This window comes from Flavobacterium xylosi, from assembly GCF_042787345.1.
GTDB classification, from domain to species: Bacteria; Bacteroidota; Bacteroidia; order Flavobacteriales; family Flavobacteriaceae; genus Flavobacterium; species Flavobacterium xylosi.
In genome coordinates this window covers 18,127-35,925 of record NZ_JBHZPZ010000006.1, presented here as the reverse complement: position 1 = coordinate 35,925, position 17,799 = coordinate 18,127, and the positions used below count along the sequence as shown (strand labels likewise).

General features: G+C 31.6%; 18 protein-coding genes. 9 read left to right on the top strand and 9 right to left on the bottom strand.

The genetic code is table 11. The features are described from left to right. The first annotated feature begins 20 nt into the window (after positions 1-20). The 6 genes from ACFX5E_RS06515 (at position 21) to ACFX5E_RS06490 (ending at position 5,819) form a co-directional block, all read left to right on the top strand. The gene (locus ACFX5E_RS06515) at positions 21-200 is read left to right on the top strand and encodes a hypothetical protein (RefSeq protein WP_073208825.1); all 180 of its coding nucleotides are present in this window, start codon (positions 21-23) and stop codon (positions 198-200) included. Between the two features lie 54 nt (positions 201-254). After that, positions 255-1,655 (top strand): type III PLP-dependent enzyme domain-containing protein, encoded by a 1,401-nt coding sequence (locus tag ACFX5E_RS06510; RefSeq protein WP_379854383.1) that lies wholly within the window; start codon positions 255-257, stop codon positions 1,653-1,655. A 96-nt stretch (positions 1,656-1,751) separates the two neighbouring features. Beyond that, entirely contained in the window at positions 1,752-2,723 is a 972-nt protein-coding gene (locus ACFX5E_RS06505; protein ID WP_073208830.1) for a deoxyhypusine synthase family protein, read from the top strand. A 10-nt stretch (positions 2,724-2,733) separates the two neighbouring features. Next, entirely contained in the window at positions 2,734-3,144 is a 411-nt protein-coding gene (locus tag ACFX5E_RS06500; RefSeq protein WP_379854382.1) for a DNA primase, read from the top strand. Positions 3,145-3,226: 82 nt separating this feature from the next. Further along, positions 3,227-5,341, top strand: coding sequence for a DNA helicase RecQ (gene recQ, locus ACFX5E_RS06495; protein ID WP_379854381.1), 2,115 nt, complete (start codon positions 3,227-3,229; stop codon positions 5,339-5,341). Between the two features lies 1 nt (position 5,342). Further along, complete coding sequence (locus ACFX5E_RS06490) at positions 5,343-5,819, top strand: DNA-deoxyinosine glycosylase (RefSeq protein WP_379854380.1); 477 nt, start codon at positions 5,343-5,345, stop codon at positions 5,817-5,819. A 1-nt stretch (position 5,820) separates the two neighbouring features. Here the strand turns inward: ACFX5E_RS06490 and ACFX5E_RS06485 are convergent, their stop codons facing one another. The 4 genes from ACFX5E_RS06485 to ACFX5E_RS06470 form a co-directional block, all read right to left on the bottom strand. Continuing rightward, positions 5,821-6,336 (bottom strand): DinB family protein, encoded by a 516-nt coding sequence (locus ACFX5E_RS06485; RefSeq protein ID WP_379854379.1) that lies wholly within the window; start codon positions 6,334-6,336, stop codon positions 5,821-5,823. A 9-nt stretch (positions 6,337-6,345) separates the two neighbouring features. Continuing rightward, entirely contained in the window at positions 6,346-8,931 is a 2,586-nt protein-coding gene (locus ACFX5E_RS06480) for a phosphoenolpyruvate carboxylase (RefSeq protein WP_379854378.1), read from the bottom strand. A gap of 97 nt (positions 8,932-9,028) precedes the next feature. After that, positions 9,029-9,508 carry an Lrp/AsnC family transcriptional regulator gene (locus ACFX5E_RS06475; RefSeq protein WP_066082003.1) on the bottom strand — a complete coding sequence of 160 codons (480 nt, stop codon included), beginning with the start codon at positions 9,506-9,508 and terminating at the stop codon, positions 9,029-9,031. A gap of 77 nt (positions 9,509-9,585) precedes the next feature. Then, positions 9,586-10,740, bottom strand: a complete 1,155-nt coding sequence (locus ACFX5E_RS06470) for a M14 family metallopeptidase (RefSeq protein ID WP_379854377.1) — start codon at positions 10,738-10,740, stop codon at positions 9,586-9,588. Between the two features lie 311 nt (positions 10,741-11,051). Between ACFX5E_RS06470 and ACFX5E_RS06465 the strand changes: the two genes are divergently transcribed. Further along, positions 11,052-11,528 carry a helix-turn-helix domain-containing protein gene (locus tag ACFX5E_RS06465; RefSeq protein ID WP_379854376.1) on the top strand — a complete coding sequence of 159 codons (477 nt, stop codon included), beginning with the start codon at positions 11,052-11,054 and terminating at the stop codon, positions 11,526-11,528. A gap of 23 nt (positions 11,529-11,551) precedes the next feature. Here ACFX5E_RS06465 and ACFX5E_RS06460 read toward each other — a convergent pair whose 3' ends face one another. After that, complete coding sequence (locus ACFX5E_RS06460) at positions 11,552-12,103, bottom strand: 1-acyl-sn-glycerol-3-phosphate acyltransferase (RefSeq protein ID WP_379854375.1); 552 nt, start codon at positions 12,101-12,103, stop codon at positions 11,552-11,554. A 64-nt stretch (positions 12,104-12,167) separates the two neighbouring features. On the opposite strand from ACFX5E_RS06460, the gene ACFX5E_RS06455 reads away from it, so the two are divergent. After that, positions 12,168-12,833, top strand: coding sequence for a spermidine synthase (locus ACFX5E_RS06455; protein ID WP_379854374.1), 666 nt, complete (start codon positions 12,168-12,170; stop codon positions 12,831-12,833). 77 nt (positions 12,834-12,910) lie between these two features. Beyond that, entirely contained in the window at positions 12,911-13,621 is a 711-nt protein-coding gene (locus ACFX5E_RS06450; RefSeq protein WP_379854373.1) for a potassium channel family protein, read from the top strand. Position 13,622: 1 nt separating this feature from the next. On the opposite strand, the gene kdsB is transcribed toward ACFX5E_RS06450, so the two are convergent. The 4 genes from kdsB to ygiD all read right to left on the bottom strand — a co-directional run bounded on the left by kdsB (position 13,623) and on the right by ygiD (position 17,753). Beyond that, complete coding sequence (kdsB, locus tag ACFX5E_RS06445; RefSeq protein WP_379854372.1) at positions 13,623-14,348, bottom strand: 3-deoxy-manno-octulosonate cytidylyltransferase; 726 nt, start codon at positions 14,346-14,348, stop codon at positions 13,623-13,625. A gap of 209 nt (positions 14,349-14,557) precedes the next feature. Further along, on the bottom strand, positions 14,558-15,613 hold the full coding sequence (locus ACFX5E_RS06440; RefSeq protein ID WP_379854371.1) for a hypothetical protein: 1,056 nt from the start codon (positions 15,611-15,613) through the stop codon (positions 14,558-14,560). Between the two features lie 10 nt (positions 15,614-15,623). Beyond that, positions 15,624-16,796, bottom strand: a complete 1,173-nt coding sequence (locus ACFX5E_RS06435) for a hypothetical protein (RefSeq protein ID WP_379854370.1) — start codon at positions 16,794-16,796, stop codon at positions 15,624-15,626. Positions 16,797-16,922: 126 nt separating this feature from the next. Continuing rightward, entirely contained in the window at positions 16,923-17,753 is an 831-nt protein-coding gene (gene ygiD, locus ACFX5E_RS06430) for a 4,5-DOPA-extradiol-dioxygenase (protein ID WP_379854369.1), read from the bottom strand. Positions 17,754-17,799 lie beyond the last annotated feature (46 nt).

The following is a 17,799-nucleotide window of genomic DNA, read 5'->3' as shown; positions in this document are numbered from 1 at the left end:
TATTTTTTACATTTGCCACGATGAAAAAAAGTCAAAACAAAATAAATTATAGTTCCAATAAAAGCAGAAACAACATGTCTTTTCTAAGAATGTTGAAACGTTTTTATTCTATTAAAGGAAACTTTAGTTTTGATATTTTCCAATATTTGAAAGCAGATCATGAAAAGCTTCAAATTATTTATGCAAATATTCGGGTTTGAATTTTAGATTAGTTTATTTTTACATTACTTTCAATCTAAAATATTAAATATCAAATGAATACAAAATATTCTGATTTAATAAATCAAACTTATTATTTCCCTCAAGAAGAGTTTACATTAAACAAAGATAATCTTCAGTTTCACAATATTGATTTGATGAAACTTGTTGAACAATATGGTACGCCATTAAAGTTTACCTACCTGCCTCAAATATCCAATAACATCAACAAAGCCAAAAGCTGGTTTCGTAAGTCAATGGAGAAAAATAAATATGAGGCAAAATACTATTACTGCTATTGCACGAAAAGCTCTCATTTTGAATACATTATGAATGAAGCTTTCAAGAACAATATCCACATTGAAACTTCCTCTGCTTTTGATATCAACATCGTTGAAAATTTATTGGCAAACGGTAAAATCAACAAAAGCACTTATGTAATTTGTAATGGTTTCAAAAGAGATCAGTACATCGAAAATATTGCGCGAATTATCAATAATGGTCATAAAAATGCAATTCCAATTATTGATAATTATGAAGAGCTGGATCTTTTACAAGAACAAATAAAAGGGAAATTCAAAATCGGAATTCGTATTGCTGCCGAGGAAGAACCTAAATTTGAGTTCTACACTTCAAGATTAGGAATTGGATACAAAAACATTGTAAATTTTTACAAAAAACAAATTCAGGAAAATAAAAAATTGGAACTTAAAATGTTGCACTTTTTTATCAACACAGGTATAAATGACAATGCTTACTACTGGAATGAATTAGTAAAATGTATCAAAGTTTATATTGCATTAAAAAAAGAATGTCCTACGCTTGATGGATTGAATATTGGTGGTGGTTTTCCTATCAAAAATTCATTGGCATTTGAGTATGATTATCAATATATGATTGACGAAATTATCAATCAGATAAAAATTGCCTGTGACGAAGCAGAAGTAGATGTTCCAAATATTTTTACTGAATTTGGATCTTTTACAGTTGGAGAAAGTGGCGGTGCCATTTATCAGATATTGTATCAAAAACAACAAAATGACAGAGAGAAATGGAACATGATTGACTCCTCTTTTATCACAACTTTACCTGATACTTGGGCAATAAACAAGCGTTTCATTATGCTGGCTGTCAACCGTTGGAATGAAACTTATGAAAGAGTATTATTGGGCGGAATGACCTGTGATAGCGATGATTATTACAATTCTGAACAGAATATGAATGCCATTTATTTACCAAAATACAACAAAGAAAAACCATTATATATTGGTTTTTTCAATACTGGAGCCTATCAGGAAACTATTGGCGGATATGGAGGTCTACATCACTGTCTGATTCCTCAACCCAAACATATTTTAATTGATCGCGATGAAAATGGGATCCTTGCAACGGAAGTATTTTCGGAACAGCAAACATCAGAAGACGTATTAAAAATTTTAGGTTACGACAAAAAATAAATAATTAAATACACAATTAGTCAATTTAAAAATTCATTATATTTGAATATAGCATAGATTCAAATAATTAATTTTTAAATATTTAAATCCAATAAAATGAGTAAAGGACCTATCAGTCAGTTTATTGAAAAGCATTATTTGCATTTCAATTCTGCATCTTTAGTTGATGCTGCAAAAGCATACGAACAACAATTAGCAAATGGTGCCAAAATGATGGTGAGCATGGCTGGTGCAATGAGTACAGCCGAAATTGGAAAGATATTTTCTGAAATAATTCGTCAGGATAAGGTTCATATTATCTCTTGTACAGGTGCAAATCTTGAAGAAGATATTATGAATTTAGTGGCTCATTCACATTACGAAAGAGTACCGAATTATAGAGATTTGACTCCACAGGATGAGTGGGATTTACTAGAAAGAGGATTAAACCGTGTGACTGATACTTGTATTCCAGAGCATGAGGCATTCCGTCGTTTGCAAAAACATATTTATAAAATATGGAAAGATGCTGATGACAAAGGAGAAAGATATTTTCCGCATGAATTTATGTACAAAATGTTGCTTTCAGGCGTTCTTGAAGAATATTACGAAATTGACTTGAAAGACAGTTGGATGTACGCAGCCGCTGAGAAAAACTTACCTATTATAGTACCAGGATGGGAAGATAGCACAATGGGAAATATTTTTGCGTCGTATGTTATCAAAGGTGATTTGAAAGCTTCTACAATGAAATCCGGTATTGAATACATGGTTTTCTTGTCAGATTGGTATCCAAAAAACAGTACTAACGGTGTTGGTTTCTTCCAAATTGGTGGTGGAATTGCCGGTGATTTTCCAATATGTGTTGTTCCAATGTTGTATCAAGATATGGAAATGCATGATATTCCGTTTTGGAGTTACTTTTGTCAGATTTCAGATTCAACAACCAGTTATGGTTCGTACTCTGGAGCGGTACCGAACGAAAAAATTACTTGGGGTAAATTAGATATAAAAACTCCAAAGTTTATTATTGAGTCCGATGCTACAATTGTAGCACCTTTAATTTTCGCTTATTTATTAGATTTATAGAATAACCTTTATGAAAAGAGTAATTGTAGATTACGCAAAACTTACCAATGAAATTTTGAACCTTTTGGTTGAAAAATTTCCTGATGGTTATGATGATTCGAACATTGTACGTTTTAGAAATGCTAAAAACGAATTAATTGAAGCTGTAGAAGTGCGAACTGAAGATACTATTTATTTAGTAAAAGTCAGTACAAAACTCGCTGACAGAATTGAAAATTATGATGAAGATGATGAAATTGATAATGTTGTAGAGCCAATTAGCGGAATTGAACTTGATGACGATGATGCAATTGAAGATGATGATGATGACGATGATAATCTAGACAAACCAGACACTGATTCAGAAGACGGGGACGAAGATGATGATGATAAAAAAGTATTATCAGATGATTTTGACGATGAAGACGAAGACGAGGATTAAAAAATGCGTTGAAAAAAACATAAAAGGAACTCTCCATGAGTTCCTTTTTTTTTAAATTTAGAATTCAAAATACAAAGCCAAAATGACAACGTCTATTTTACACGCCACGCTTAAAGAAAACTTTGGTTTTGAAAAATTCAGACCCAATCAGGAAGACATTATAAATTGTATTCTCAATAGTCATGATACATTGGCAATTATGCCAACTGGTGGAGGAAAATCAATCTGTTTTCAACTACCCGCGTTAATTTTACCCGGAATTACAATAGTAATCTCTCCCCTGATTGCGTTGATGAAAGACCAGGTTGATAGTCTTAAAGCTAATGGTATTGCAGCCTGTTTTATCAACAGTAGCCAAACGGAAGACGAACGTCAATTTTATATTGAAAGCTTAAAATCAAACCAAATAAAATTAGTTTACGTAGCCCCTGAAAGTTTATCCTATCTGGATAATATTTTCAATAGTTTAAACATAAGTCTCATAGCTATTGATGAAGCCCACTGCATCTCGGCTTGGGGACATGATTTTCGTCCTGCTTATACTAACTTGGGTTATCTAAAAAAACGCTTCCCTTCTACTCCAATCTTAGCTTTAACAGCCACTGCGGATAAAGCTACACGCAAGGATATTAGCGATCAATTAAACTTGGTCAATCCTAGAACTTTTGTCGCTTCTTTTGACAGAAAAAATTTAAGTTTAGAAGTGCGTCCCGCTTTAGACAGAGTAAAACAAATTATAGATTTTATAAAAGAAAAGCCAAATGAGTCTGGCATTGTTTATTGCTTGAGCCGCAAAACAACCGAAGAACTCGCCGAGAAACTACAGAAAATTGGCATCAATGCAAAAGCATATCATGCAGGTTTGGATAATAAAATTCGTTCCAAAACCCAAGATGAATTCATTAACGATGATTGTCAGGTGGTTTGTGCTACAATAGCTTTTGGAATGGGTATTGACAAATCAAATGTGCGCTGGGTTATTCATTATAATTTACCCAAAAACATAGAAGGATATTACCAGGAAATTGGTCGTGCCGGTCGGGATGGATTACCTTCAGAAACGGTTTTGTTCGAAAGTTATGGCGATGTAATTCAACTTCAAAAATTTGCCTCACAGGGTTTAAATGCCGAGGTGCAATTGGCAAAACTGGAAAGAATGAAACAATACGCGGATGCTTTGAGCTGTCGCCGAAAAATATTGCTTTCTTATTTCGGGGAATTGGTTACCGAAAATTGTGGGAATTGCGACATTTGCAAAAATCCACCTGCCTTTTTTGACGGAACTATTATTGCCCAAAAGGCATTGTCTGCGATTATTCGTTTGCAGGAAACCGAACCGCTGCCTGTTATTATTGATTTTTTGCGTGGATCAAAAAATGCTTATATTTTCGAAAAAGGATATCAAAATCTAAAAACTTATGCCGTGGGTAACGATATCTCTTGGCACGACTGGAACCAATACATCATTCAGTTAATAAATCAAGGGATTTGCGAAATCGCTTTCCATCAACAAAATAAAATCCGATTAACATCTTTAGCTGCTGAAGTACTATTTGAAGGAGAAAAAGTACAATTGACAACTGTTCAGAAAATCAACATTGATAAATCTGAAATCAATGTAGTAAAAAGCAAATCCGTTGCTAATTCTCTTTTTGAAACTCTTAGAAAATTACGTTACGAAATTTCCAAAAAAGAAAATGTTCCCGCTTATGTGATTTTTAGCGATGCGGCTTTGCGCCAAATGGAAACCGAAAGACCAATGAGCGACGAAGAATTAATAACAATTGATGGCGTTGGGAAAGCAAAACTCGAAAAATACGGAGATGCATTTATAAAAGCTATCATTGATTTTCAGAAATCTAAAAATAGTAAGAAAAAGAAAGAGGCTACAACTTATAAAGAAACGCTACTTTTATTTCAAGATGGTCTTTCTGCAGAAGAGATTGCAGCCAAAAGAAAATTAGGCCTTACTACAATCATTTCTCATTTAGCCAAATTATATGTGGATGGACATGAAATCGATTTAAGTACATTCGCTTCGGAAGCGGAAGTCTCTAAAATTAAGATAGCACAAATTAAACTGGAATTCCCTACTACTTTGAAACCTTACTTCGACTTTTTTGAAGCACAACTTTCCTACGATACAATTAGAATCGGTTTAGCCATAATCGAAAAAGAAAAAAACATTTTAATTTAACATGATAAATTCATTTCCTCCTTTTATAAATTCTTCCACTGAAATTTTGATTTTAGGAACTATGCCTGGAGTGGCTTCTCTTTCCAAACAGGAATATTATGCTCATCAAAGAAATCATTTCTGGAAAATCATCTATACACTATTGGATGGATTACCAATTTCAGAAATTTTTAAAGAAAAGATAGAATTACTCCAAACGAATAAAATCGGATTATGGGATGTGCTAGAAAATTGTGAAAGAAAAGGAAGTCTGGATATTCATATTAAAAATCACAAAGAAAATGATTTTGAATCGCTCTTTAATAAATTTCCTGCTATTACTAAAATAGTTTTCAACGGAAAAGAAAGCCACAAATACTTTTTGAAAAAATTTGGACAAATAGAAGGCATTACTTATTTTGTTATGCCTTCTACAAGTCCCGCTAATACTATGTCTTTTGAAAATAAATTGAAAATTTGGTCCACATTTTTAGACTAAACTACAAATACCTTTTTTGAAAAACTTTTTGATGGTGTTTTTGATGGCCAATGATAATAAAACCAATGGCTCGTACAGAAACATCGGCATTAGAAGCTATTCCCATTCTTTTTAACTGTTCCTCTGAGAAACTTTTGAAAAGCAACAAAGTAGACTGCCTTACAGCAGAAAACTCCGTTAACAAATCCTGGATACTTCTTGCGTTTGCATTTGTATTATCTACATAATCATTCTCTTCAAAGCCCGGCAAAGGCGTTTTATCATTTCTTGAAATTCGAAGGGCGCGATAACTAAAAACACGTTCGGCATCAATAAGGTGTTGAATAATATCCTTGATTGTCCATTTGCCTTCGGCATAGCGAAAATCAAATTTATCCATGGGAATGTTTTGCACAAATTTGATAAAATCATGCAGACAAATTTCTAATTCTTCTAGTAAATCCACATTGCCTAAAGCATTAATATAGGGTGAATAAAACGCGGCATATTCATTTACGGGCAGTTGATTTGATTCCATATTTTTATATTAAGCTGAATTTCTACTTGCGTTTGTATTTCCAAAAAGAGAACGTGTCACAATTTTTTCATACACTTTAATTAAATCTATATTCGGGTTTTCCTCTTTATTAATTTCATTAATTCTCAATAAAGCATATTGTTGTATAGTCAACAGCGGCAATACAATATGTTCTCTAATATCAATTGAAGCTTTACCATCAGGATAATTTTCCATTAGTGCTTTATGACCGGCTATTTTCAACAATAATCGTTTTGTTTCTAAAAATTCATCATAAATAATTTGCCAGAATTCTCCAAATTCAGGATCTTTTCTCATATAAGCCGTTAATGGAAAAAAGGATTTAGCCAATGACATCATACTGTTCTCAAGAAGCGTTTTAAAAAATAACGAATTATCATAGACACTTTGCACTTTATCCCATTGATTGGTGTCCTCAAAATGTTTCAAGGCAGAACCAACCCCAAAAAAACCAGGCACATTTTGTTTCAATTGACTCCAAGATCCTACAAAAGGAATTGCTCTCAAATCAGCAAAATCTAAACTTTCTGATTTACTTCTTTTTGAAGGTCGGCTACCAATATTTGTTTTGGCATAATATTTCAAAGTACTCATTTGTTCCAAATATGGAATGAATTTAGGATGATTCTTGAAACTCAAATATTTCTCATAACCCAATTCCGCAAGTTGATCTAAAATTTCTTTTTCATTGATTGTCAACTCATTTTGACCTTTACTAAAAACCTGATTAGTGACACCCGCACTTAATAAATTCTCTAAATTATAACGACAAGAATCCAAAGTTCCAAAATTAGAACTTATTGTTTGCCCTTGTACGGTAATCTGAATTTCATTATTTTCAATGTTTGGACCTAATGAAGCGTAGAATTTATGCGTTTTTCCCCCACCACGGGCTGGCGGACCACCGCGACCATCAAAAAAGATGGCTTTTATACCATATTTTCTGGAGATTTCAGTAAGCTCTTCTTTTGCTTTGTAAATACTCCAATTTGCCATTAAATAACCTCCGTCTTTCGTACCGTCAGAAAAACCAAGCATTATTGTTTGCTTGTTATTTCTATCTTTAAGATGTTCAGCATAAGCAGAATTGGTATACAATTTCTCCATGATAGCATGCGCATTTTGCAAATCATCAACTGATTCAAAAAGAGGAATGATGTCAACTGATGGGTTTTCCCAGTTGCTTAATTTGAAAAGAGCAAAGGTTTCCATTACATTAAGTGCACTTTCATTATTGCTAATGATGTAACGGTTTGCGCCAAATTCCCCGTTCTTCTCCTGTATCGTTTTTATGGCCTGAATAGACTCAATAGTAGAACGTGTCATTTCGTTTTCGAATACATTCGAATCAAGATTACCGCTAACATTAGAAACCACGTCAAGCTTTTCTTCTTCTGTCAATTGAAAATAATTCTCCGGAAAAACAGAAGGATTTGATTTTAAATAATATTTCACTACATCATTAAAAACCGTGTCATGTATTTTACTGTTTTGACGAATATCTAAAGAAGCAAAATGGAAACCAAATAAATTCACCTTAATAAGAAGTGCATCAACTTCATCTAAATATAAAGATTGATGTTGATCTATAATAATTTGCTTTATTTTATTTAATTGCTCATTAAACTCATTCAAAGTGATAAAAATGTCACCTCGAGAATAAAACACTGATCTGTAAAGTTTATATTCAAGTTCAGACACCAAAACATCTACACCTGAAAAAGTTAACTTTCTTTTTAAATTTCTAATTTCAATATAATAGCATTTCAATATCGACGTTCTCAAACGCTCCGCAACTTTCAAAGTAATTTCTGTAGTCACAAATGGATTACCATCACGATCGCCGCCGGGCCAAAATCCGAGTTTAATTAATGGATTATTAATCGAATTTCCGTGAAAAATATTCTTTTGAAGATAATGAACCATCTCGCCGGAAGTTTCATAAAATACATTTTCAAGATACCAAATCAAACTGACTGCTTCATCATAAGGATTGGGCTTTTCGTTTTTTATAAACGGGGTTTTACCTAATTGAGCTAATAATTGTTTGATATCTAACAGGTTATTTGTTCGGATTGCATCCGTTAAATCATTGATAATACCCAATACAGCTCCAGGATAAAACTGTGTTGGATGAGCAGTCAAAACCGTTCGTACATTGAAGTTCTCTAAAAAATCAATCAGCTCCTCCTCCTTATCTTTAGCCTCTGACTTCTCTTTAATATCTCTCAAAGAACCTATTCCTTCCATATTGTTAACCACCGGAAAAGCAGCATCTTCAATCGCATCAAATAAAACGATTTGACGTTCAATATATTGAATAAAACGAAACATCAAATCAATTTTGTCCGTTTCTGAAGCGCTATGCAAATATTTTTTAGCAAAAAAATCTACAATTTCTTTAGGAGTCTCTTGTTTTTTAAAACCCGTATCGCAAACATCCGTAAATAAAGGAAGTAAAACACCCGTATTATCTATAGAATCAAACGGCAATGTTATAAAAACACTATTATAAATGTTGTATTTCGAAAGAACGTCTTGATTAAAACGTTCGATTTTTGGTAGTGTGTACATAATTCAATTGTGGTTGGTTTAATAGGAAAAATTGTCGTAAAAAAAACCCCAAGAATTAACTTGAGGTTATATTTTAAAATATAGCATTCAAGATTAATTACATGTTTTTAAAAATAGTATGCATTAATCGCTTTTTATCATTGATACTTTCTTCTAGAGAAATCATAGTTTCAGTTCTGTAAACACCATCGATATCATCAATCATAAAAATTACATCTTTAGCATGTTTGGTATCTTTCGCTCTAATTTTACAGAAAATATTAAACTTACCTGTAGTCACGGAAGCAACTGTTACGTAAGGAATTTCGTTAATTCTTTCCAAAACAAACTTCGTTTGAGATGTATTGTTAAGAAAAACACCAACATAAGCAATAAAAGAATACCCTAATTTATCATAATCGAGAACTAAAGAAGATCCCATTATAATTCCTGCATCTTCCATTTTTTTAACTCTGACATGTACCGTTCCAGCAGAAATTAACAATTTTTTTGCTATATCTGTAAATGGAACTCTTGTATTATCTATCAACATATCTAATATCTGGTGATCTACTTCATCTAAACGAAACTTACTCATAATTCTTTAATTTTTATTACTAATCACTATTACAAAGTATAAAAATATACATAAAAAACAACAAAATGATACTAAAATTATATTTTTATCATTCCGTTAACAACTTTTATGTCATTATCTAAATAAAAATCAGCTTTTTGATTTAATTTCGGAAAGTTATCAAATTCATCTTTATATAGTGCTCCTTTAGCATCATAGTCAAAATGACCGAAATAATTTTCCAAATCACCCACTTGTATTATGTAGGCATTGAAACAAATCTGATTTTCAATTAATTCTTCTTTGTATTGTGCTGCAAAATTGGTGATTATTTCATTACCATCATAATTTATCTTGATGTTTTTGTATATAAAATCATAAAAAACGACTTTATTTTGAGGAATATTCAAATATTTGTCAATTCCATTATCAACTATATCGTTTTCGCTAAGTATCGCAAAACTAGAAACTAAGGCCATGAAAACGTATTTTCTCGTTTCTTCTCTCTGATAATCATCCTGAAAATGCCCTGCTTCAAATAATAAAGTAGGAACTCCTAAATTCTGAAAAGTATCTCCAATACAATTAATATTAAAAGAATCATCAAAACGACCAATCTGATATGGTAAATACTCCTGCAAAACATCATTTATTCCTGCAATCAAGTTAATTGCTTTCAACCTGGATTCATTTATTTCACGTTCCTCATTATAAGAAGGCGCCAAAAAGGATAAGGTAGCCGGTTTGCCCGTATCACTTACTCCAAAGATTGTGCGTTGATCATGGAGGTTAAAACAATAATCAGGAGCAAAACCCTCAAAAACAGCTCTTAAAACCTTACTTTCTGGTTGCGTAAGGTCTTGAGAATCTCTATTCAAATCGACTTTATTCGCATTTTCACGCGTATATAAAGACGCTCCATCGGGATTTAACATTGGAATACAACAAAAAGTGAATGTTTTCAGGAATTGTTTTGCCAATTCTGAATCACTGTTTAGCACATATAAAAAATCAAAAAGTGCTTTAGTTGTTGTGCCTTCATTTCCATGCATTTGCGACCAAAGAAAAATTCTGGTTTTTCCAATTCCAATTTGATAGGAATAAATTGCTTTTTCAAGCACTGATTTACCAACAATTTTAAGTTGATTATCCCTGTTTAATTTCTGCAATAAAGGCTCAATTGAATCTATGGTAATGTAACGACCCTCTATAGATTCTTCTTTAAATTCCGTAAATAACTCTTCTAAATTCATACCGTATTATTTGATTTACAAAAGTAAACATCTTTATATTTACATTTGTAAACAATATTAATTTGAAATATTTTAGATCTGTAAACAGTTCTACTTCCGTTATTCGTTTAAATAAGTTCATTACTATTGACAATTGTCACCTGTTTTATTTTAATGTATCTATTTGTTAATTATCAATGACTTAAGGTGTCTTTAATAAACTAATACTTCGCCACTATTACACTAAAAAAACCATTTTACACTTTTAATTTTGGCGATTTGATTTATTTTGATTACATTTGTAACTAGCTTGTTTTAAAATATAATTTACAATGGTAAACATAGAGGATTTTATAAAAAGATTAGAAATCATACTGGATTATTATAGCCTGAATGCTTCTTCTTTTGCCGATAAAATTGGGGTTCAACGCTCGAGTTTGTCTCACCTGCTTTCCGGCAGAAACAAACCAAGCTTAGATTTTATTCTTAAAATTTTAGAAGTTTTTCCAGAAGTAGATTTGTACTGGATTTTGAATGGCAAAGGAACATTTCCAAAAAACACCCTCAATATTGAAAAAAGAGAAAACCAAGTGGAGGATGTTTTAAAACAAAATATCCCTACTCCTTTGAAGGAAGAAAAAATTTCAGAAAACTTATTTTCCGAAATACAGAATCCAATGAATAGAAATTCATTGGAAACAAAAAAAATGGAAAATCAAAATATGCCAAAAGATGTTTTTTCTAGCGAAGTAGAAAAAATTGTATTTTTTTATAAGAATGGAACTTTTAAGGTTTTTAACCCAAATTAAAGGATTTGTCTTTTAATTAAAACTTATGCTTTAAATCCCTTTTCGGGAACTTTGCCAAGTACGCCGATAAAATGTTTATTCAAAATAATTAAGTCCTCCTCTAGATTACCATTTGGCATTAACGGTTTTCCCAAATTGACGACTTTTTTTCCAAAATCAAAAGCAACTGGAATTATCGGAACATTTGCTTTCAGCGCTATATAATAAAAACCTGTTTTAAGAATAGTCGTTTTTTTTCGAGTTCCTTCAGGAAGCACGGCAAGTCGGAAAGTTTCTTTTCTTTGAAAAATAGCTGCAATCGAATCTACTTTATTTAGTCCTCCTGCTCTATCCAATGGCTCTCCTCCCATATATCTAAAATAAAATCCTAATGGAAAACGGAACAATTCTTTTTTACCCACCCAATTCATCTCTAAACCCGTAATTCCTCTGGTAAAAATACCCAGATAAAAATCATGCGCACTCGTGTGAGGCATGACCATCATGACACATTTCTTTATAGCTGGATCTATTGAACCTTCAATTTTCCAACCCATAAGCTTGAAAAATATCCATTCGTACAATTGTTTCTTCATTCTTATATTTATTTTAATACAAAATAAATAATTTAAATCTTATTTTTGAGAAAAACTGCAACTTATGATTAAAAAACTTTTCAGTTACCTTATTCCTATAAAAATTTATGAGGCAAAATCGGCTCTGAGTAAATCCATAGAAGTGACTTGGGCAAATGGTGAGTTGGTTTTAGATTCGGAAAATACTAATTATTCGTATGGCAGTTTGCAACGCATTTTGAAAGTTGGTCTGAAAAACATTGGTTACGAAAAAATTACTGCCATGGATTCCATTTTAGTTCTGGGTGTTGCCGGTGGAAGTGTTATAAAAACTTTGGTTGATGAAATTAAATTTGAAGGAAAAATAACGGGTGTTGAACTTGATTCTGAAATAATCAAAATAGCAAATAAATATTTTAAGCTTGATGAAATTAAAAATTTGGAAATTGTAATTGGAGACGCTTTTGAATTTGTTTTAAAAAACAAAAAGAAGTACGATTTGATAATTATCGATATTTTTCAAGATACTACTATGCCTAACTTTCTATTTGAAACTTTTTTTATCAATCGCATTTGTTATCATTTAAAAAATAAAGGCTTCGTACTTTTTAATACAATGATTATGAATGAAACACAAAATATGAGAAATAAAAAATATGTGGCTGATTTTTATGAACATCAATTTAAAATGAGAACTATTCCAAGAATTGAACTTCACAATGAATTAATCGTAATTGAAAAGCTCGTGTAGTAAAAGTTCGACTTGCGCTTTTAGAGTTGCGGGAATTATTTTGTACATTTAGATAGTATTCCCTAATCGATAATTAGATGAAAAAAATCATAAAAAAATTGCTGTTGGGAAATATTTCCAAGGTTGCAAAACCTGAATTTAATCCTGTTGAGAAGCGCATTCAAAATATAAAAGCGATTTGGAACAACGATCATCAGGATGATAATGGAATAGAAAAAATGGTTCGTTTATTTCTGTCCTCTTCCCAATTGCTGTTTCCGGGAATTTACATCAAATTTTTTGCTTTTAAAAAAGGAGCTGAATATGAGGATTTGGCAGTAGATTTTTATGTTTTACTTAAAGTCACATTCCCTTTAGTGCTTTTAGTAAGCGGTTTACACAACAACCCATTTCTTGTTGCACTTCTAGTTTATGTTTTACTGGAAACGATCTTGTATATACCAACATTGATTTTTGCTTCCGACTTATTTTCAAAACCACGGTCTTACAAAAGATCCATGTTATTACTTTTCCTTAACTATCTGGAAATTGTTTTTGCCTACGCCGTTTTATATTCTTGTGACAGTTATTTGAATAAACCTTTTAGCAACTGGTTTGATGCTGTTTATTTCAGTATCATAACTTCATCTTCCATTGGTTACGGAGATTTCTATCCGGTAACCACTCAGGGTAAATTTTTGGTAAGCACGCAAGCGCTGTTATTTTTATTTTTTGTGGTGTTATTTTTAAATTTTTTCTCCACTAAAATAAAATCGAAAGGATACTTTGAGCAAGAAAATGAAAATTAATTTACAACATCTTTCTGGCTTTTTCTAAATCTTCCGGAGTATCAATTCCAATTCCAATATGAGTGGTTTCGACCATTTTGATGCGTTTTCCAAATTCTAAATAGCGCAATTGCTCCAGTTTTTCGGATGCTTCCAAAGATTTCATCGGTAAATGGTAAAAATCTAATAATGCCTGTTTTCTAAATGCATAAATCCCGATGTGTTGAAAATAACGAACACCCACATTTTTCTCTCTTGCATATGGAATTACCGAACGCGAGAAGTACAACGCAAATTCGTTTTGATCCACGACCACTTTTACATTATTGGGATTATGGATTTCATCCTCATTTTTTATTTCGCGCATCAAAGAAGCCAAATCGACTTGTTGAGTCGCATCATGTCTGAAAATTTCAATTAGTTTTGCTAGTGGTTCCGCATCTATAAAAGGTTCGTCTCCCTGAACATTCACCACAACTGAAACATCAAGATGTTCAATCGCTTCCGCAATTCGATCACTTCCTGATTCGTGTTCCTTGATGCTCTTGATGGCTTTTCCACCATTAGAAATGATTTCATCATAAATTATATCTGAATCCGTCACCACAAAAACATCGTCAAACAATTGCGTGTTTATAGCGGCTTCATACGTTCTTAAAATCACGGTTTTGCCTCCCAAATCCTGCATCAGTTTTGCGGGAAATCGTGTGGAAGCGTAACGGGCGGGAATGACGGCTATTATTTTCATTTTTATATTGTTTTAATTTGCCACGAAGACACTAAGTCGCAAAGTCTTATTTTAAATTGCTGGTGCGAGCGTCCCGCTCGTATCTAACACAAATATATTAATTGTAATTTTTATAGTAACGATCGTTACGCTCGCACTCGCGGGGATTTTTTTATCGACACAATTAAGGTGCTTGCAATATCATAGATATCATCTAAGTATCTGTGAAATTATTCTTCTAATATCTTATTGTACAAACTATATTGCTCATCTATCAAAGATACTGTTGCAAAGATTAGCAAATTCCATTGGCTATCAGTTAAATCATATTCTTCATGATTAGCCCTAAAATGCACAATAGAGTTTCTTAATTTATAGAAATATTTATAATCAGTTTGCGTTTGAAGATATACCGAAGAATCAAGAAATACTCGGAATGCTTCTTTTGTATTTAATCTGGAAATACTAAATATCTTTTCGATGGCTTCGTCTTCTCTAGGTCTCCAACTAGTAACATTTTCTAATTCAGATGTAAATTCCAAAAATGTTAGCTCAGTAATTATTTTTTGGTGAAGATCTTTCAAATAATTTATTGGAAATAATCTTTCTACTAATCTGTATAATTCTAAAAACGAATGCTTATAATTTGTAGATAATAAACTATAAAGTAACAAACCATAAGATATGTTTTTTGAACTAACCAATGAAATATCTGAAACAAGTTCTAAAACAGATTTATTAAATTTTAAAATTAAATTATTAGGATTATTTGAATAAACATAAATTAAAATTCTGTGTAAATTCTCGTTTATTAGTAATGAACTGTCAGGTATTTTAAAAATTTGAAAAGGTTCTAAAAAATTTAATAAATCAATATAATTGTGTCCTTTATAGTCAATATCTTTATGTTGTGACATGATATTATCATCAAACTCAAGAAAATTTATTGTAGGGTTGATTCTTAAGTAATTTTCAGATATCAATAAAGTAATTAATCCTGCGTTACTATCATTTTCTTCTATTACTGTAGAATCATATTCATATTTTTGATTCGTGACACCTATTAAAATTAAAAAAATAAAATTATCAAATTCTACTCTTAAAGCTCTCACATTAGGTAAAACATTTAAACATTCAATAACTGCAGTTTCCGATAACCATCTTTTTTCTTCAGGATTTGTCGATATAAATCTTTTTCCAAATTCTGAAATAATATTAGCAGAATCAAATAATTGATTAATTAAATTTTCAAATGCCTTTATGTTCGAAGCAATCATATTTCTCATATATATGAAATTAATATGAAAGCCAACAAACATCCATCGAAACAATTTTACTTGCTTCTTCTATTAATACTTCAAAAGATTTTGTGAAAAATTCTCTTTCAAAATCTCCAACTCTTGAAGATTTAATAGATAACTTTTCACTTAAAAGATTTAAAGAAAGAAAATCTCCAAGTTGCGTGTTATTAAACAATTCTAATTTTTCTATTAAATTATCTAATTTTTTGAATACTTGAATCTTTATTAATTCAATTTCATCATGACTTCTTTCGACACCTGGTCTACCATAAATACTTTTTGCAATTGAGGTAATAAACCCTACTCTTGCGGGTTGGCTTTTGAATAATTCAATCCCATTTGAAAATCTATATTCATTATCACCGCTTTGATATCTACTAATTTGAATATCTAATAAAGTTAATCTTTTTAGTGAACCATAAAAAATATCAGAAAATGTTGGATTTTCAGTTGCTTCAATAAAATCTAATCTAGTAAATTCATCAGCAAGCCTTTCTTTTGTATCAACTTTTTCTTTTCTGCCTCCAAACGCTAAGTATAATTCAATTAAATCATTTGCGTGATATTGTCCCCCTTTTGTTCTTCTACTAGGATCATCCACAGTATAAACTTCCATTTCAGGTACTGATAATGCTATTTCATTAATCATTGTGCTGAAAACGGTTTCAATCTGTCTTCTTAAATTCCATGGCACTTGACCTGTATTAAGTATTAACATCCTGTAAATCAAACTATTAAGCTTTGTTGATATCCAAAATTCAATTCTTATTAATTGCAAATTATTAGCACCTTCTTCAATTGCTTCATTTAAAGCAGTTGTTCTTTGCATTCCATCAATTATAGTTAGATTTCCATCACTCGGAGAGTTAATTATTTCTGTTAATCTCTCAAAATTTATCTGAGGAATTTCTGCAAATTCTACATCGCTTACAATTAGCCCCAAAACAATCGGAGGTAAAATTGTTCCCGATTTTATATCCTTAACCATTTGTTTACGAATTCTCATTGCAGAACTTGATTTCAAAGGTTCTCTTTGTCCTTTTAACCCACCTTTCTTCCGATATATATTATTTACTAAATCCAAATAATCAGTAATAGTCATTTCTACAATTATTGAATAGCATTCAGTTCTATTATCCTTGAGTCTTGTAACATTATTTAATTGCATCTAAATTTATTTATATATTGTGATTTATGTTTTTAAAACTAACTAAATTTCTATTTAAAATTGAATTAATGTTTGTTGTAAATTGCTACTAAGCTCCAAATATAAGATTTATTTCACAAAATACTCTCAAACAATCTTCACTGAAGTCATACTCAAAGAACCCGCCAATAATTTATCATTAAACAAACTGAGTTCTTCCGTTTTTCCTTTTAATCCCAAAGTATAAATCAAAGGTAAATAATGCTCTGGTGTAGGAATTGCTAATTGGAACGCTTTGCTTTGTTTTTCAAAATCAATCAGCGGTTGGAAATTTCCGTCCAGTAAATAGTTGTTTACCTTTTCCTTTACTTCTATCGCCCAATCGTAACCGTAATTATCTTTGTCAAAATTGCGAAAATCAACCAATCTCAAATTATGAACGATATTCCCGCTGCCTACAATAAGGATTCCTTTGGTACGCAACGCACTTATTTTCTGAGCCAAATCAAAATGGTATTGCCCAGATTTCGTATAATCAATGCTCAACTGAATCACAGGAATATTGGCTTCGGGATATAAATGCTTGATTACACTCCAAGCTCCGTGATCTAAACCCCAATGTTCGTCTAGCTCTACTTCTACCGGTGTCAATAAATGTTTTATTTCTAATGCTAATTCTGGACTTCCTTTTGCAGGATATTCCACATCAAATAAACCTTGTGGAAAACCTCCAAAATCGTGAATTGTTCTTGGCATTTCCATTGCGGTAACTTTGGTTCCATTGGTAAACCAATGCGCCGAAATACATAAAATTGCATTGGGTTGCGGTAACGTTTTGGCCAAGTTCCTAAAACCAGTAACAAACTGATTTTCTTCAATTGCGTTCATTGGACTGCCATGTCCTAAAAACAGCACCGGCATTTTTTCGGTATTCGAAAAAGAACCTGATATTTTATGTAAGTCGTTTAATATGTTCATAGCTATTTTTTTACCGCAAATTCGCAAATTATATATTTTAACATTA

What these genes read in the sequence shown, in the direction of transcription:
- ACFX5E_RS06465 (WP_379854376.1), top strand. Translation starts at nt 11,052, where the DNA reads ATGGTAAACATAGAGGATTTTATAAAAAGATTAGAAATCATACTGGAT.
- ACFX5E_RS06485 (WP_379854379.1), bottom strand. Translation starts at nt 6,336, where the DNA reads ATGGAATCAAATCAACTGCCCGTAAATGAATATGCCGCGTTTTATTCA.
- ACFX5E_RS06435 (WP_379854370.1), bottom strand. Translation starts at nt 16,796, where the DNA reads ATGCAATTAAATAATGTTACAAGACTCAAGGATAATAGAACTGAATGC.
- ACFX5E_RS06480 (WP_379854378.1), bottom strand. Translation starts at nt 8,931, where the DNA reads ATGTACACACTACCAAAAATCGAACGTTTTAATCAAGACGTTCTTTCG.
- ACFX5E_RS06455 (WP_379854374.1), top strand. Translation starts at nt 12,168, where the DNA reads ATGATTAAAAAACTTTTCAGTTACCTTATTCCTATAAAAATTTATGAG.
- ACFX5E_RS06505 (WP_073208830.1), top strand. Translation starts at nt 1,752, where the DNA reads ATGAGTAAAGGACCTATCAGTCAGTTTATTGAAAAGCATTATTTGCAT.
- kdsB (WP_379854372.1), bottom strand. Translation starts at nt 14,348, where the DNA reads ATGAAAATAATAGCCGTCATTCCCGCCCGTTACGCTTCCACACGATTT.
- ACFX5E_RS06470 (WP_379854377.1), bottom strand. Translation starts at nt 10,740, where the DNA reads ATGAATTTAGAAGAGTTATTTACGGAATTTAAAGAAGAATCTATAGAG.
- ACFX5E_RS06515 (WP_073208825.1), top strand. Translation starts at nt 21, where the DNA reads ATGAAAAAAAGTCAAAACAAAATAAATTATAGTTCCAATAAAAGCAGA.
- ACFX5E_RS06490 (WP_379854380.1), top strand. Translation starts at nt 5,343, where the DNA reads ATGATAAATTCATTTCCTCCTTTTATAAATTCTTCCACTGAAATTTTG.
- ACFX5E_RS06450 (WP_379854373.1), top strand. Translation starts at nt 12,911, where the DNA reads ATGAAAAAAATCATAAAAAAATTGCTGTTGGGAAATATTTCCAAGGTT.
- ACFX5E_RS06510 (WP_379854383.1), top strand. Translation starts at nt 255, where the DNA reads ATGAATACAAAATATTCTGATTTAATAAATCAAACTTATTATTTCCCT.
- ACFX5E_RS06440 (WP_379854371.1), bottom strand. Translation starts at nt 15,613, where the DNA reads ATGAGAAATATGATTGCTTCGAACATAAAGGCATTTGAAAATTTAATT.
- ACFX5E_RS06460 (WP_379854375.1), bottom strand. Translation starts at nt 12,103, where the DNA reads ATGAAGAAACAATTGTACGAATGGATATTTTTCAAGCTTATGGGTTGG.
- ygiD (WP_379854369.1), bottom strand. Translation starts at nt 17,753, where the DNA reads ATGAACATATTAAACGACTTACATAAAATATCAGGTTCTTTTTCGAAT.
- ACFX5E_RS06475 (WP_066082003.1), bottom strand. Translation starts at nt 9,508, where the DNA reads ATGAGTAAGTTTCGTTTAGATGAAGTAGATCACCAGATATTAGATATG.
- recQ (WP_379854381.1), top strand. Translation starts at nt 3,227, where the DNA reads ATGACAACGTCTATTTTACACGCCACGCTTAAAGAAAACTTTGGTTTT.
- ACFX5E_RS06500 (WP_379854382.1), top strand. Translation starts at nt 2,734, where the DNA reads ATGAAAAGAGTAATTGTAGATTACGCAAAACTTACCAATGAAATTTTG.